The organism is Amycolatopsis mediterranei, assembly GCF_026017845.1.
GTDB lineage: Bacteria > Actinomycetota > Actinomycetes > Mycobacteriales > Pseudonocardiaceae > Amycolatopsis > Amycolatopsis mediterranei.
This window is the reverse complement of sequence record NZ_CP100416.1, coordinates 2,113,030-2,128,411: the sequence shown is the minus strand read 5'-3', so window position 1 is coordinate 2,128,411 and position 15,382 is coordinate 2,113,030. Positions and strand designations below refer to the sequence as shown.

Genomic DNA, 15,382 nt, shown 5'->3' with positions numbered 1-15,382 from the left:
CTGTCAGTGTGCCCCTCCGGCCGCGGCGCGCACGGCCAAGTTGAGCGGGAGCACAGTCACCCCGGGTACGCCGATCCCGGCCCCGCTCGTGTTCTGCGCGATCAGCTGCTTGACCCGGTCGAGGGACAGGCCGGTGTTCCGGGCCACGCGCGCGGCCTGAAGATCGGCGTAGGCGACGCTGATCGCCGGGTCCAGTCCCGAACCCGACGCCGTCACCGCGTCGGGTGGCACCTGACCGGGTGACACGCCTTCGCGCTCGGCGATGGACGCCTTGCGCTGCTCGATCGCCTGCACCAGATCTGCGTTGTCCGGGCCCTTGTTGGACGCACCGGACGGCACGCCGGGGCCGATCGCCGAGGGCCGGGTGTGGAACCACGGGTCGTGCGCCGGGTCGGCGGGCACCGGGTCGACGCCGATCAGCGACGACCCGACGGCCTGGCCGTTCTGGGTGACGATCGAGCCTTCGGCGTGTCCCTCCAGCCCCGGAATGCGCGTCACCGCCCACACGGCCAGGGGGTAGAGGATCCCGAGCAGGACGGTCAGCACGAGGAGGACCCGCAGCCCGGCCCAGGTCTGCTTGACGAGAGTGTTCACTTCGGTTCACCCGATTCCGGGGATGAGGCGCACGAGCAGGTCGATCAGCCAGATCCCGAGGAAGGGGCCGACGATCCCGCCGAGGCCGTAGACGAGCAGGTTGCGGCGCAGCAGAGCCGAGGCCGACGACGGCTTGTACCGCACGCCGCGCAGGGCCAGCGGGATGAGCACGACGATGATCAGGGCGTTGAAGATGACCGCCGACAGGATCGCCGACTTCGGCGTGGCCAGGTGCATGACGTTCAGCCCGCCGAGCTGGGCGTAGATACCGGTGAACATCGCAGGCAGGATCGCGAAGTACTTGGCCAGGTCGTTGGCGACGCTGAAGGTGGTCAGCGCGCCGCGGGTGATCAGCAGCTGCTTGCCGATCCCGACGATCTCGATCAGCTTCGTGGGGTCGCTGTCGAGGTCGACCATGTTCCCGGCCTCCTTGGCGGCCGAGGTGCCGGTGTTCATCGCCACACCGACGTCGGCCTGCGCGAGGGCGGGAGCGTCGTTGGTGCCGTCGCCGGTCATCGCGACGAGCCGGCCGCCTTCCTGCTCCTGCTTGATGAGCGCCATCTTGTCTTCGGGCTTGGCCTCGGCGAGGTAGTCGTCGACGCCGGCGTCCGCGGCGATGGCCTTCGCGGTGAGCGGGTTGTCGCCGGTGATCATCACCGTCTTGATGCCCATCTCGCGCAGCTCCGCGAAGCGTTCCTTCATGCCCGGCTTGACGACGTCGGACAACCGGATCACGCCACGCACCACGGTGTCCTCGGCGACCACCAGCGGGGTGCCGCCCTGGGCGCTGATCTCGTCGACCACCCGCTCGGTCTCGCCGGGGAACTCGCCGCCGTTCTCGCGCACCCAGGCACGGACGGCACTCGCCGCCCCCTTGCGGATCCGCCGGGTTCCGATGTCGATGCCGCTCATCCGGGTCTGCGCGGTGAAGGGGACGAACTCGCCGTGCTCGTCCTGCCCCGCGTGGTCCGACGTCAGCTCGACGACACTGCGGCCTTCGGGGGTCTCGTCGGCCAGGCTGGCGAGCCGGGCGGCGCGGGCCAGCTCGTCCATCGTGGACGTTCCGACCGGAAGCAGCTCGGTCGCACGGCGGTTGCCGAAGGTGATGGTGCCGGTCTTGTCGAGCAGCAGCGTCGAGACGTCGCCCGCGGCCTCCACCGCGCGGCCGCTGGTCGCCAGGACGTTGCGCTGCACCAGGCGGTCCATCCCGGCGATGCCGATCGCGCTCAGCAGCGCGCCGATCGTCGTCGGGATGAGGCACACGAGCAGCGCGGTCAGCACGATCACGGACTGCTCGGACCCGGAGTAGCGGGCCATCGGCTGGAGCGCGACGACGGCGAGCAGGAAGATGATCGTGAGCGTCGAGAGCAGGATCGTCAACGCGATCTCGTTCGGCGTCTTCTGCCGGGAAGCGCCCTCCACCAACGCGATCATGCGGTCCACGAAGGACTCGCCGGGTTTGGTGGTGATCCGCACGACGATCCGGTCGCTCAGCACGGTCGTGCCGCCGGTGACGGCGCTGCGGTCGCCGCCGGACTCGCGGATGACCGGGGCCGACTCGCCGGTGATGGCCGATTCGTCGACGGTCGCGATGCCTTCGACGACGTCGCCGTCACCCGGGATCACCTGGCCCGCCTCGACGACGACCCGGTCGCCGATCTTCAGCTCGACCCCCGGGACCTGCTCCTCTCCGGTTTCGGTGAGCCGGCGGGCGACGGTCTCCTTCTTGGACCGCCGCAGGCTCTCGGCTTGGGCCTTGCCCCGCCCTTCCGCGACAGCCTCGGCGAGGTTGGCGAACAGGACCGTGAACCACAGCCAGACGGCGATCAGGATGGTGAACACGCTCGGCTCGGTGACCGCGAAGACGGTGGTGAGCGCGGAGCCCACCCACACCACGAACATCACCGGGTTGCCGAGCTGGTGCTTCGGGTTCAGCTTCCGCAGGGCTTCCGGCAGCGACGTCCAGAGCTGGCGGGGGCTGAAGACCCCGGCGCCGACGCGTCCGGGTGGTTCGGCGGGGGTCACCTGCGGTCGTTCTTCGGTGACGGTCATGCGAGTGCCTCCGCGATGGGCCCGAGCGCGAGCGCCGGGATGAACGTGAGGGCCGCGACGAGCACCACCGTGCCGGTGAGCAGGGTGGCGAACAGCGGCCCGGTGGTCGGCAGGGTGCCCGCGGTCTCGGGCACCTTGCGCTGGGCGGCCAGCGAACCGGCCAGGCAGAGCACGGCGAGGACCGGCACGAACCGGCCGACCGCCATGGCGACGCCGAACGACGACTGGAACCAGTCGCTCGTCGCGGTCAGGCCGCCGAACGCGCTGCCGTTGTTGTTGCCGGTCGACGCGTAGCCGTAGAGGACCTCGGACAGCCCGTGCGCGCCCGGGTTGCCCAGCGCGCCCGCCGTGCCCGGCAGCAGCAGCGCGATCCCGGAGCCGAGGAGGACGACCGTCGGCATCGCCAGCATCGCGATCGCCGCGCAGGTGACCTCGCGCTTGCCGAGCTTCTTGCCCAGGTACTCCGGCGTGCGCCCGACCATCAGCCCGGCCAGGAACATCGCGATGATCGCCAGCACGAGGATGCCGTAGAGGCCGGTGCCGACGCCGCCGGGCGAGATCTCGCCGTAGAGCATGTTCAGCAGCGGTCCCCCGCCACCGAGGCCGGACAGGCTGTCGTGGGCGCCGTTGACCGCGCCGGTCGACGTGCCGGTGGTGGTGTCGGCGAACAGCGACGTCAGCCCGATGCCGAAGCGCTGCTCCTTGCCTTCCACGCTCGCGCCCGCGGCCCGCGCCGCCGGGTTGTTCGCGTAGGCCTCGGAGAACCAGATGAGCGCCAGCGAGGCCGTCCACAGCAGGCCCATCACGCTCAGCAGGACGTACCCCTGGCGCCGGCTCCCGACGAGCGAGCCGAACGCGCGGGTCAAGCTGACCGGGATGACCAGGATCAGGAACAGCTGGACGAGATTGCTCCAGGCGTTCGGGTTCTCGAACGGGTGCGCGGAGTTGGCGTTGAAGATGCCGCCGCCGTTGGTGCCCAGTTCCTTGATGGCCTCCTGGCTCGCGGCCGGGGCGAGCGCGATGGTGCTTCCGCTGCCGTCGGGGTTCGTCACGGCGACGCCGGCCTTGAGGCTCTGCACCACGCCGAGCGCGACCAGCACGAGCGCGACCAGGAACGCCATCGGCAGCAGCACGCGGACCGTGCCGCGGGTGAGGTCCACCCAGAAGTTGCCGAGCCGGTCGGTCTTCGCGCGGACGAAACCGCGGGTCACCGCGATCGCCACGGCCAGGCCGACGGCCGCCGACAGGAAGTTCTGCACGGTCAGGCCGGCCATCTGCACGAAGTGGCCTATCGTCGTCTCGGGGACGTAGGACTGCCAGTTCGTGTTGGTGACGAACGAGATCGCCGTGTTGAACGCGACGCCGGGGCTCACCGAGCCGCGGCCCAGGCTCCACGGCAGGAGCGGCTGCAGGCGCTGCAACAGGTAGAGCAGGACGACCGAGACGAACGAGAAACCGAGCACGCCCGCGGCGTAGGTCGGCCAGCGCTGTTCGGAGCCGGGGTCGACCCGGAAGAGCCGGTAGAGACCCTTCTCGAGCTTGAGGTGCTTCTCGCTGGAGAAGACGCGCGCCAGGTAGTCGCCGAGCGGTCGGTAGACCGCGGCGAGGGCGGCGAGGAGCAGGCCGAGCTGGATGAGCCCGGCCGCGGTGTCGGTCATTTCAGCCCCTCCGCGGGAAGAAGTACGTCGGGGCGCATCAGAATTTCTCCGGCCTGATCAAGGCGACGAACAGGTAGACGAGCAGGCCGAGCGCCAGCAGGCCGCCGACGACATCGGCCGGGGTTCCGGCGCCGCTCACAGCTTTTCCAAGCCGCGCAGCACCAGCGCCAGCACCACGAAAACGCCGATCAGCAGAACGGTGTAGAGCAAGTCGGCCACAGGCACCTCTCAGGACGGGTCACCGGGTTCGGTGACCGGGGACGACGTCACTGTGCGGTCCGGGGAGGCCGCCACCACGGCAGGCTGATGGCGCCTTGATGCGTTCCTGACGCGCATTTACGCCGCCTTGACGGCCGGTGGCGGCGGTCACGCGAGCGTTTGCCCACTTCTCACCGCAGGTAGTTGGTCAGTGACTCACACCACAAACGGTGACCAAACAGGTGCGGAACGTGCAATTCGGGCAGACAAGATCTTCAGGCCGTGTTACACCTGTGTTACCGATAGTTGTATCGGCTAAGCATTCTTCGGGAGGGGTTTCGTTATGTGCGGTATCGCCGGCTGGGTTTCCTACGACGCCGACCTCACCCGCCGCCAGGACGTCATCGACGCCATGACGGCCACGATGGCCTGCCGCGGACCGGACGACTCGGGGACGTGGGTGCGCCGGCACGTCGCGCTCGGCCACCGGCGGCTGGCCATCATCGACCTGCCCGGCGGCCGTCAGCCGATGACCGTCTCGACGCCGAACGGCGACATCGCGATGGTCTACAGCGGCGAGGCCTACAACTTCACCGAGCTGAAGGACGAGCTGACGAAGCTCGGTCACACCTGGGAAACCGACAGCGACACCGAAGTGGTGCTGCACGGCTACCTGCAGTGGGGCGACGCGGTCGTCGACCACCTCAACGGCATGTACGCCTTCGCGATCTGGGACGAGCGCGACGACCGGCTCGTGATGATCCGCGACCGGATGGGCATCAAGCCGTTCTACTACTACCCGACGCCCGACGGCGTGCTGTTCGGCTCCGAGCCGAAGGCGATCCTGGCGAACCCGCTGGCCGCGAAGGTCGTCGACACGGACGGGCTGCGCGAGCTGATGGCGTTCACCAAGCGGCCCGGCTGGTCGCTGTGGAAGGGCATGGAGGAGGTCCGGCCGGGCACGATCGTCACGGTGTCCCGCGAAGGCGTCCGGACCCGCACGTACTGGAAGCTGGACGCGAAGCAGCACACCGACGACCAGGAGACCACGGTCGCCCGCGTACGCGAGCTGATGACCGACATCGTGAACCGGCAGCTCGTCGCCGACGTCCCCCGCTGCGTGCTGCTGTCGGGCGGCTTGGACTCGAGCGCCGTCACCGGCCTGGCCGCGGCCCGGCTCGCTTCGCAAGGTGAGCAGCTGCGGACGTTCTCGGTCGACTTCCTCGGCCAGGAAGAGAACTTCAAGCCGGACGAGATGCGCGATACCGCGGACTCGCCGTTCGTGCGTGACGTCGCTTCGCTGGTGGGGTCCGCGCACCAGGACGTCGTGCTGAACCCGGCCGAGCTGACCGACCCGGAGGTCCGGCGCGCGGTGCTGCGGGCCCGGGACATCCCCGCGGGGCTCGGTGACATGGACACGTCGCTGTACCTGCTGTTCAAGGCGATCCGCGGCGAGTCGACGGTGGCCTTGTCGGGCGAGTCGGCCGACGAGGTGTTCGGCGGCTACCGCTGGTTCTTCGACGAGGCGTCGGTCAACGCGGACATGTTCCCGTGGATCGCCTTCCGCAGCGCGATGATGACCGACCGCACGTCCATCTACACGCCCGAGCTGATGCGCACGATGGATCTGGAGTCCTACCTGGGCGACCAGTACCGCTCGGCGGTCGACGAGGTCGAGCACCTGGACGGCGAGTCCGCGGTCGAGGCGCGGATGCGGACGATCTGCCACCTGCACCTGACCCGGTTCGTGCGGATGCTGCTGGACCGCAAGGACCGCGCGTCGATGGCGGTGGGCCTGGAGGTCCGGGTGCCGTTCTGCGACCACCGGCTGGTCGAGTACGTCTACAACACGCCGTGGTCGCTGAAGACGTTCGACGGCCGCGAGAAGAGCCTCCTGCGGCACGCGACCAAGCACGTGCTGCCTTCGTCGGTCGCGCAGCGGGTGAAGAGCCCGTACCCGTCGACACAGGACCCGGGCTACGCGGCGGCGTTGCAGCAGCAGGCCAAGGAGGTCCTGGCCGAGCCGGGCCACGCGGTGTTCGGGCTGGTCGACCGGTCGTGGGCGCACCGGGTGTCCGAAGTGGACTCGGCGACCATGGCCCCGGCGGACCGGATCGGCCTGGACCGGCTGCTCGACCTGTACCACTGGATCGAGATGTACTCCCCGGAGCTGCAGCTCGACTGACGGCCGCCGGCGTCCGGTGAAGCTAGCGGCGGACCTCCGCCAGCTTCACCGGACGCCGTTCCCGCCTCGACACCTCGCACGCCTCGGCGATGTAGAACGCCTCAAGCGCATCCGCCGCCCCACAGGGCGAAGGGGCCCGGCCCGCGACGACGTCCAGGAACGCTCGCAGCTCCGTCGTGTACGCCGGGCGGAACCGCTCCATGAAGCCCGGGTACGCCGGCCCGGGCAACGGTGCCACCCCCGGCTCCACCGACCGCAGCGGGGCCCGGTCGTCCAGGCCGACCACCACGCCCGACACCGAACCGAGCACGTCGAGGCGCACGTCGTACCCCGCGCCGTTGTAGCGGGTCAGCGACACCGTCGCCAGCGTGCCGTCGTCCAGGGTCAGCGTCGCCGCCGCCGTGTCGACGTCGCCCGCGTCGCGGAAGAACTGCTCGCCGCGGTTTGCCCCGATCGCGTACACCTCGTCGACCTCGCGGCCGCTCACCCAGCGGATGATGTCGAAGTCGTGCACGCCGCAGTCGCGGAACAAGCCACCCGAGTGGGCCACGTACTCCGCCGGCGGGGGCGCCGGGTCGAACGTCGTCGCGCGCAAGGTGTGCAACCAGCCCAGTTCGCCGGACGCGACCGCCGCCCGGGCCGCGGCGTAGCCCGCGTCGAAGCGGCGCTGGAAGCCGATCTGGACCGGGACGTCCGAGGCGCCGATGCGGTCGATCACCGCCAGGGTGCCCGGGATGTCCGCGGCCACCGGTTTCTCGCAGAACACCGGAAGGCCCGCGTCGACCGCCGCGATGATCAGGCCGGGGTGCGCGTCCGTCGCCGCCGTGACGACCAGCCCGTCGAGACCCGCGGCGAACAGCTCGTCGAGGGACGCCGATTCGACGCCGAGCTTCGCGGCGGCGGAGGCGGCTCGCGCGGTGTCGACGTCGGCCACGACGACCGATTCGACCTCGTCGAAGCCCTTCAGCGTCTCCGCGTGCGCGGTGCCGATCCGGCCGGTGCCCGCCAATCCCAACCTCATCGTGGTGTTCCTCCTGTCGCAGACTGTGCTGATGGTTTCCGATCCGGCCACAGTCACGGCCGAATGACTTCGCAGCAACGGTTACGTGCCGCTCGGGGGGCGGCCTGCTTTTGGCCGGATCAGAAACTCGGCGGTGGTCGCGCGGACCACCAGGGACGGGTGCAGCAGGTGCCGGACCGGCTCCGTGCGCTCCCCGCGGACGCGCTCGATCAGCGCTTCGAAGGCCAGCCGCCCCATTTCGGTGCGTGGCTGGTCCACAGTGGTCAGTGAGAGGTGCCGCAGCGCGGCGAGCGACGTGTTGTCGTAGCCGACGACCGAGACGTCTTCGGGCACGCGCAAACCCGCCTCTTCGAGGGCCGAAATCGCGCCGACGGCGTTGAAGTCGTTGCCCGCCACCAGCCCGGTCGGCAGGTCGAGCCGCGAATACGTCGCCAGCAGTTCGCGCACGGCCTTCTCGCCGCCGGTGTCGGTGTGCTCGCTGCGGACGACGATCGGCTCCAGCCCGTGCCGCCGCATCGCCGACTGGAACCCGCGGCGCCGCTGGGCCGCCCCGGCCGCGCCGCCGCCGTCGAGGTGGGCGATGCGCCGGTGGCCGAGGCCGACCAGGTGGTCGACGGCCAGCGCGGACCCCGCCTCGCCGTCGTCGTTCACCGTGTCCACTGTGGACGACCGAATCGTCCGCGAGACCAGCACGACCGGGCACTGCTTGGCCGCGAGCTGGATCGACGCCGCCGGGACGACCGGCGAAAGCAGGATGATCCCCGCCGGGCGGAAGGAAAGCAGGTTGTGCAGGGCGTTCCACTCGCGCGTGGGACTGCGGCCGCCCGTGTTGAGGATCAGGTCGAAGCCCGCCGCCTGGGCGGCCGCGTCGAGCCCCTCGACGACGTCGGCGAAGAAGGCGTTGCGCAGGTCGTTGACCATCACGCCGAGCACGGTGGACGTCCGGCTGGCCAGCGACCGCGCCATCACGTGCGGCTGGTAGCCGAGTTCTTCGGCCGCGCGCAGCACCGCCGCGCGCCGCGCGTCGGAGACCTTCGGCGAATTGTTCATCACCAGCGAGACCAGTGCGCGGGAAACTCCCGCCCGTGCGGCGACGTCCTCCATGGTCGGTCGCACCACGCGCACCTCCCCTGATCTCGGAAAACTCGGCCTTGACTTGCTGTGACGGACGCTACAAGATTAGAGCGCTCTAATCAATAGAGCGCTCCAACGGACCAACGGAGGCCCCTTGTGACAGCGACGATCCGCGTGGCCGCCGCCCCGATCTCGTGGGGCGTCTGCGAAGTGCCGGGCTGGGGCCGGGTGCTGGACGCGGCGACCGTGCTCGGCGAGATGGCGGCGCTCGGCGTCCAGGCCACCGAGCTGGGGCCGCCCGGGTACCTCCCCCGCGACCCCGCCGCGCTGCGCGAGCTGCTGGCCGGCTACGACCTGACCCTCGTCGGCGGCTTCCTGGCCGTCGTCCTCCACGAAAACCAGCAGCAAGCACTGCGCGAAGCCGGAGAATCGGCCGCGCTCTTCGCCGCCTGCGGGGGTGATGTCCTCGTCCTCGCCGCCGCGACCGGCCTCGAGGGCTACGACGACCGTCCGCGGCTCAGCGACGCCGAATGGGCGACGCTGATCGACACCGCCGGCAAGATCCGCCATGTCGCCGCCGCCCACGGCCTGCGCACGGTGCTGCACCCGCACGTCGGGACGCACGTGGAGCAGCAGGCCGAGGTCGAGCGCTTCCTCGCCGATTCCGATCTCGGGTTGTGCCTCGACACCGGGCACCTGATGATCGGCGGGACGGATCCGGTGGAGCTGGCGAAGCGGTATCCCGAACGGGTGGGGCACGTGCATCTCAAGGACGTCCGGGAAGATCTGGCGGGCGAGGTCCGCGCGGGCCGGCTCGCCTACACCGACGCGGTCGGGCGGGGCATGTACACCCCGCTCGGCGAGGGCGACGTGGACGTGGCGGCGATGGTGCGCTCCGTCCAGGCCGCCGGCTACGACGGCTGGTACGTCCTCGAACAGGACACCGCCCTCGGCGACGGCAGCCCCGACGACGTACCCCGGCGGGACACCGAGCGCAGCCTGGCCCACCTCGCGAAGATCACCGACTCCCTCTGAAACCTGGTCCCGAAGGAGTGACTGTGTTTACTTTCAAGAAGCTGGCCGGTGTGGCGGCGATCGCCGCCGCCGGGCTGATCCTCTCCGCCTGCAGCGGCCCGAGCGCCGACAACTCGAAGAGCAGCTCCGGCAGCAGCCCCTCGGCGGCGGCCCCCAGCACGGGCGGCCCGCTGAAGGTCGCCGTCGTCACCCACGGCAGCGCCGGCGACGCTTTCTGGAACGTGGTGAAGAACGGCGCCGAGCAGGCGAGCAAGGATCTGAACGTCGGCGTCGACTACTTCTCCGACGGCGACCCGGGCAACCAGGCCCGGCTGATCGACAACGCGGTCGCGCAGAAGGTCGGCGGCCTGGTCGTCTCGATGGCCAACCCGCAGGCGCTGCAGACGTCGATCCAGAACGCGGTGAAGGCCGGCATCCCGGTCGTCACCATCAACTCCGGCGAGGACTTCAGCGCCCAGTTCGGCGCGATCGCCCACGTCGGGCAGAGCGAAGGCCTCGCGGGCCAGGGCGCCGGCCAGCGGCTCAAGGCGGCCGGCAAGACGAAGCTGCTGTGCGTCATCCACGAGGCCGGCAACATCGGCCAGAACCAGCGCTGCGACGGCGCGAAGCAGACCTTCGGCAACGTCACGACGCTGCAGGTCGACATCTCCAACCCGACCGACGCGCAGGCCCGGATCCGCGGCGCGTTGCAGTCCGACCCGTCGATCGACGCCGTGCTGGCGCTGAACTCGCAGGTCGCGGCCCGCGCCGTCGCCGCGGCGAAGGAAGCGAGCTCCAAGGCCCAGGTGGCCACGTTCGACCTGAACGCCGACGTCGTCGCCGCGATCAAGGACGGCAGCATCCTCTTCGCCGTCGACCAGCAGCAGTACGAGCAGGGCTACCTGCCGATCGTGTTCCTGAAGCTGTACAAGGAGAACGGCAACACCATCGGCGGCGGCAAGCCGGTGCAGACCGGCCCGGGCTTCGTCGACAAGACCAACATCGACACCATCGCCCCGTACGCGCAGCGCGGCACGCGATGACCGCAGCCATCCAAGCGCAGCCCGACGAGCGCGTCGCGAAGAAGAGCCTGACCGACCGCCTGGTGGTGCGCCCCGAAATCGGCGCGCTCCTCGGCGCGGTGCTGGTGTTCGTCTTCTTCTCCGTCGTCACCGGCCAGTTCCTCAGCCCGCTGGGCGTGGCGACCTGGCTCGACGACTCCTCGACGCTGGGCATCATGGCCGTCGTGGTCGCGCTGCTCATGGTCGGCGGCGAGTTCGACCTGTCCGCGGGCGTGATGACGGCGTCGACGTCGCTGGTCACCGCGATCCTGGCGACGCAGGCGGGCTGGAACGTCTGGCTCGCGCTGCTGGCGTCGCTGGCGTTCGCGCTCGGCGTCGGCGCGTTCAACGGCTGGCTGGTGATGAAGACCGGGCTGCCCAGCTTCATCGTCACGCTGGGGTCGTTCCTGGCCCTGCAGGGGCTCAACCTCGGCGTGACGCGGCTGGTCACCAACACCGTCCAGGTGTCGGGCATGCGCTCGACCAGCGGCTACGAGTCGGCCGGCGGGCTGTTCGCGTCCACGTTCGACGTCGGCGGCACGGAGTTCCAGTCGTCGATCATCTGGTGGATCGTCGTCACGGCGATCGCCGCGTGGCTGCTGGTGCGGACCCGGTTCGGCAACTGGATCTTCGCGGTCGGCGGGTCGCAGGTGTCGGCCCGCTCGGTCGGCGTGCCGGTGGTGCGCACGAAGATCCTGCTGTTCATGGGCACCGCGCTCGGCGCGTGGCTGGTCGGCTCGATCAACATCCTGCGCTTCGCCAGCGTGCAGGCCAACCAGGGCATCGGGCTGGAGTTCCAGTACATCATCGCCGCGGTGATCGGCGGCTGCCTGCTCACCGGCGGGTTCGGCTCGGCGGTGGGCGCGGCGATCGGCGCGCTGATCTTCGGCATGGCCCGCCAGGGCATCGTGTTCGCGCAGTGGAACAGCGACTGGTTCATGCTGTTCCTCGGCGTCATGCTGCTGGCCGCGGTCCTGGTCAACAACGCCTTCCGGCGCCGCGCGGAGAGGGTACGCCGATGAGCTTGCTCGAAGTCAGGGACATCGGGAAGACCTACGGCAGCGTCATCGCGCTGCGTGAGGTGTCCACTGTGGTCAATGCGGGCGAAGTCACCTGCGTGCTCGGCGACAACGGCGCCGGGAAGTCGACGCTGATCAAGATCCTGGCCGGGGTGCACCAGCACGACCGGGGCGAGTTCCTCGTCGAAGGCGAGCCGGTGCGGTTCACCTCGCCGCGCGAGGCCCTCGATCGCGGCATCGCGACCGTGTACCAGGATCTCGCCGTCGTGCCGCTGATGAGCGTCTGGCGCAACTTCTTCCTCGGCTCCGAGCCGACGACCGGGTTCGGCCCGTTCAAGATGCTCGACCGCAAGAAGGGCCGGGAGACGACGAAGAAGGCGTTGTCCGACATGGGCATCGACCTGCGGGACGTCGAGCAGCCGGTCGGGACGCTCTCAGGTGGTGAACGCCAGTGCGTCGCCATCGCGCGTGCGGTGTACTTCGGCGCGAAGGTGCTGATCCTGGACGAGCCGACGGCCGCGTTGGGTGTCAAGCAGGCCGGGGTCGTGCTGAAGTACGTCGCCCAAGCGCGGGATCGCGGGCTCGGCGTCGTGCTGATCACGCACAACCCGCACCACGCCTACCCCGTCGCCGATCGGTTCCTGCTGCTCAAGCGGGGCGCGCCGCTCGGGTCGTACGAGAAGAAGGACATCGACATCAACGAGCTGACCCGGCAGATGGCGGGCGGCGCGGAACTCGAAGCCCTCGAACACGAGCTGCGGCAGGTGGAGAAGGCGTGACGCTCGAAGCGCTCACGATCGGCCGGGTCGGGGTCGACCTGTACCCGGAACAGAGCGGCGTGCCGCTGGCCGGGGTCAGCACGTTCGCCAAGTCGCTCGGCGGGACCGCGACCAACGTCGCGGTCGCCGCCGCGCGGCTCGGCCGGCGCACGGCCGTGCTCACCAAGGTCGGCCCGGACGGCTTCGGCGACTACGTGCGCCAAGCCCTCGACGGCTTCGGCGTCTCCCCGGACTTCGTGGGCACTTCGCCGGACCTGCAGACACCGGTGGTGTTCTGCGAGCTCAACCCACCCGCGGACCCGCCACTGTTGTTCTACCGCTCCCCCATCGCGCCCGACCTCACGCTCACCGACGACGACGTGCCCTGGGACGTCGTCGCGTCGGTGCCGCTGCTGTGGGTGACCGGCACCGGCGTCTCCGCGGAGCCGGCGCGGGCGACCCAGCGGAAGATCCTCGAAGCCCGGGGCCGCCGGGAGCACACCGTCCTGGACCTGGACTACCGGCCGATGTTCTGGCCGGACGTCGACAGCGCACGGACCGAGATCGGCGGGATGCTCGACCACGTCACGGTCGCGGTCGGGAACCGCGCCGAGGTGGAGGTCGCCGTCGGTGCCGCGGACCCGGACACCGCCGCGGACCGGATGCTGGACCGGGGACTGCACCTGGCGGTGATCAAGAAGGGTGCCGAAGGGGTGCTCGTGGCGACGCCGGAGGGCCGCTGGACGGTGTCGCCGCAGCGCATCGAGGTCGTCTGCGGGCTCGGCGCGGGCGACGGCTTCGGCGGGGCACTGATCCACGGCCTGCTGTCCGGCTGGGATCCGGTGCGGATCGCGGAGTACGCGAACGCGGCGGGCGCGCTCGTCGCGTCGCGGCTGGCCTGCGCCGACGCCATGCCGACCGCCGGGGAGATCGAGGAGCTGCTGTGACCGCGGTGCTGAGCGACGAGCGCTGGAAGGACCTGCTGCACACCCGCGCGACGAACCCGGGAGCGATCCGGCAGGCGTACGCGACCCGCAAACGACGTCCGCAGCTGCTGTCCGACCAGGGCACGCTGTTCCTGGTCGCCGCCGACCACCCGGCCCGCGGTGCGCTGGGGGTCGGCGAGGACCCCCTCGCCATGGCCGACCGGCGGACGCTGCTGGACCGGCTGCTCGTCGCGCTGGCGAACCCGGCCGTCGACGGCATCCTCGGCACTCCGGACATCATCGAGGAGCTGCTGCTGCTCGGCGCGCTGCACGAAAAGGTCGTCTTCGGGTCGATGAACCGCGGCGGCCTGGCCGGCGCGGACTGGGAGATCGACGACCGGTTCACCGGCTACGACGCCCGGACGCTGGTCGACTGCGGCCTCGACGGCGGCAAGATGCTGCTCCGGCTCGTCGCCTCCGACCCCGGCACGGTCCCGACGCTGCAGGCCTGCGCCGACGCCGTCACCGAGCTGGCCGCGTACGGCCTGGTCGCGATGATCGAGCCCCTCCCCTACGCCCGTTCCGAAGGCGAGCTCGTGCTGCAGACGGACCCGCTGTCGCTGGCGCGGGCCGTCACCGTCGCGTCCGGCCTCGGGACGACGTCGGCGCACACCTGGCTGAAGCTGCCGTCCACCGACTCGGCCGCCGTCCTGGGCGCCACGACGCTGCCGGTGGTGGTGCTCGGCGGCATGCCCTCGGGCGACCCGGCCGCCGACCTGGCCTCGTGGGGCCGGACGCTGCGCCACGACGTCGTGCGCGGCCTGGTCGTCGGCCGCACCCTGCTCTACCCGCCCGGCGGTGACGTCGAGGCCGCTGTGGAAGCCGCCGCAAAGGTACTGGAGGCCGCGAAGTGAGCAAGCTGCACCGTCCACTCGGGACACTGTCCGACGACGCCGACCCAGTCCGGCTGACCCCGGACACCGCGGGGTGGCGGTACTCCGGGCTGCGGGTGCTCTCGCTGGCCCCCGGCGAAGTGCGGATCCTGCACACCGGCGAGTTCGAGGCCTTCGTGCTGCCCCTTTCCGGTTCCGCGACCGTCCGGGTGGACGGGCAGGTCTTCGAGCTCCGCGGCCGCGACTCGGTCTTCACGCGCGTGACGGACTTCGCGTACGTGCCGCGGGAGGCCGAAGTCGAGTTGTCGACAACGGACGGTCTCGAGGTCGCGCTGCCGATGGCGCGCTGCACCCGCCGTCTCGACGCGAAGTACGGCCCGGCCGAAGACGTGCCGGTGGAGGTCCGCGGCGCCGGGCAGGCCACGCGGCAGGTGACCAACTTCGGCGTGCCCGGGGTGTGGGACCACGCCGACAAGCTCAACGCGTGCGAGCTGATCACGCCGGGTGGCAACTGGTCGTCGTACCCGCCGCACAAGCACGACGAAGCGACCGAGTGCGAGGTCGTCAACGAGGAGATCTACTACTTCCGCATCGCCGGCCGCGACGGCGTCACGCCGTCCCGCGAAGGCTTCGGCCTGCACCGGACGTACACCGCCGACGGCGAGCTGGACGAGGACGTCGCCGTGCGCGACCACGACGTCTTCCTCATCCCGCGCGGCTACCACGGGCCGTGCGTGGCCGCGCCGGGCTACCCGATGTACTACCTGAACGTCCTGGCCGGACCGGCCGAAGAGCGGTCCATGGCGTTCTGCGACGACCCCGCGCACAGCTGGGTCCGCGACACGTGGGCGGCGCAGGACCTCGACCCGCGGTGCCCCGTCACGAGTCACGAAGGGCTTGTTCAGTGAACAACTTCAGGGGTCCGGGGG

Annotated in this window: 14 protein-coding genes; 8 read left to right on the top strand and 6 right to left on the bottom strand. The window is 70.5% G+C overall.

Annotated features, from left to right (window positions below):
* Positions 1–3 precede the first annotated feature (3 nt).
* From ISP_RS10130 to kdpF, 4 genes are read right to left on the bottom strand one after another with little or no spacing between them, the layout of a single operon-like run.
* Positions 4–594 carry a potassium-transporting ATPase subunit C gene (locus ISP_RS10130; protein WP_013223787.1) on the bottom strand — a complete coding sequence of 197 codons (591 nt, stop codon included), beginning with the start codon at positions 592–594 and terminating at the stop codon, positions 4–6.
* A gap of 6 nt (positions 595–600) precedes the next feature.
* Positions 601–2,646, bottom strand: a complete 2,046-nt coding sequence (kdpB, locus tag ISP_RS10125) for a potassium-transporting ATPase subunit KdpB (protein WP_013223786.1) — start codon at positions 2,644–2,646, stop codon at positions 601–603.
* Positions 2,643–4,304: a potassium-transporting ATPase subunit KdpA gene (gene kdpA / locus ISP_RS10120; protein ID WP_013223785.1), complete on the bottom strand. Its 1,662-nt coding sequence runs from the start codon at positions 4,302–4,304 to the stop codon at positions 2,643–2,645. The genes kdpB and kdpA overlap by 4 nt, the downstream gene beginning before the upstream one ends.
* A 37-nt stretch (positions 4,305–4,341) precedes the next feature.
* On the bottom strand, positions 4,342–4,443 hold the full coding sequence (kdpF, locus tag ISP_RS10115) for a K(+)-transporting ATPase subunit F (RefSeq protein ID WP_014466724.1): 102 nt from the start codon (positions 4,441–4,443) through the stop codon (positions 4,342–4,344).
* A gap of 402 nt (positions 4,444–4,845) precedes the next feature.
* Between kdpF and asnB the strand changes: the two genes are divergently transcribed.
* Positions 4,846–6,687 carry an asparagine synthase (glutamine-hydrolyzing) gene (gene asnB, locus ISP_RS10110; protein WP_013223784.1) on the top strand — a complete coding sequence of 614 codons (1,842 nt, stop codon included), beginning with the start codon at positions 4,846–4,848 and terminating at the stop codon, positions 6,685–6,687.
* 22 nt (positions 6,688–6,709) lie between these two features.
* Here the strand turns inward: asnB and ISP_RS10105 are convergent, their stop codons facing one another.
* Both ISP_RS10105 and ISP_RS10100 read right to left on the bottom strand, forming a co-directional pair.
* A complete protein-coding gene (locus tag ISP_RS10105) occupies positions 6,710–7,708 on the bottom strand; it encodes a Gfo/Idh/MocA family protein (protein ID WP_176742135.1) in 999 nt (332 codons plus the stop codon).
* 81 nt (positions 7,709–7,789) lie between these two features.
* Positions 7,790–8,827 carry a LacI family DNA-binding transcriptional regulator gene (locus ISP_RS10100; RefSeq protein WP_013223782.1) on the bottom strand — a complete coding sequence of 346 codons (1,038 nt, stop codon included), beginning with the start codon at positions 8,825–8,827 and terminating at the stop codon, positions 7,790–7,792.
* Between the two features lie 111 nt (positions 8,828–8,938).
* On the opposite strand from ISP_RS10100, the gene ISP_RS10095 reads away from it, so the two are divergent.
* Genes ISP_RS10095 through iolB form a run of 7 tightly spaced genes read left to right on the top strand, consistent with a single transcriptional unit; the run spans position 8,939 to position 15,361 of the window.
* Positions 8,939–9,817: a TIM barrel protein gene (locus ISP_RS10095; RefSeq protein WP_013223781.1), complete on the top strand. Its 879-nt coding sequence runs from the start codon at positions 8,939–8,941 to the stop codon at positions 9,815–9,817.
* 23 nt (positions 9,818–9,840) lie between these two features.
* A complete protein-coding gene (locus ISP_RS10090) occupies positions 9,841–10,839 on the top strand; it encodes a sugar ABC transporter substrate-binding protein (RefSeq protein WP_013223780.1) in 999 nt (332 codons plus the stop codon).
* A complete protein-coding gene (locus tag ISP_RS10085) occupies positions 10,836–11,879 on the top strand; it encodes an ABC transporter permease (RefSeq protein WP_013223779.1) in 1,044 nt (347 codons plus the stop codon). Before ISP_RS10090 ends, ISP_RS10085 begins: the two co-directional genes overlap by 4 nt.
* Positions 11,876–12,655, top strand: a complete 780-nt coding sequence (locus ISP_RS10080; protein WP_013223778.1) for an ATP-binding cassette domain-containing protein — start codon at positions 11,876–11,878, stop codon at positions 12,653–12,655. Before ISP_RS10085 ends, ISP_RS10080 begins: the two co-directional genes overlap by 4 nt.
* Complete coding sequence (iolC, locus tag ISP_RS10075) at positions 12,652–13,581, top strand: 5-dehydro-2-deoxygluconokinase (RefSeq protein WP_013223777.1); 930 nt, start codon at positions 12,652–12,654, stop codon at positions 13,579–13,581. Before ISP_RS10080 ends, iolC begins: the two co-directional genes overlap by 4 nt.
* A complete protein-coding gene (locus tag ISP_RS10070) occupies positions 13,578–14,474 on the top strand; it encodes a Cgl0159 family (beta/alpha)8-fold protein (RefSeq protein WP_013223776.1) in 897 nt (298 codons plus the stop codon). Before iolC ends, ISP_RS10070 begins: the two co-directional genes overlap by 4 nt.
* Positions 14,471–15,361: a 5-deoxy-glucuronate isomerase gene (iolB, locus tag ISP_RS10065; RefSeq protein ID WP_013223775.1), complete on the top strand. Its 891-nt coding sequence runs from the start codon at positions 14,471–14,473 to the stop codon at positions 15,359–15,361. The genes ISP_RS10070 and iolB overlap by 4 nt, the downstream gene beginning before the upstream one ends.
* Positions 15,362–15,382 lie beyond the last annotated feature (21 nt).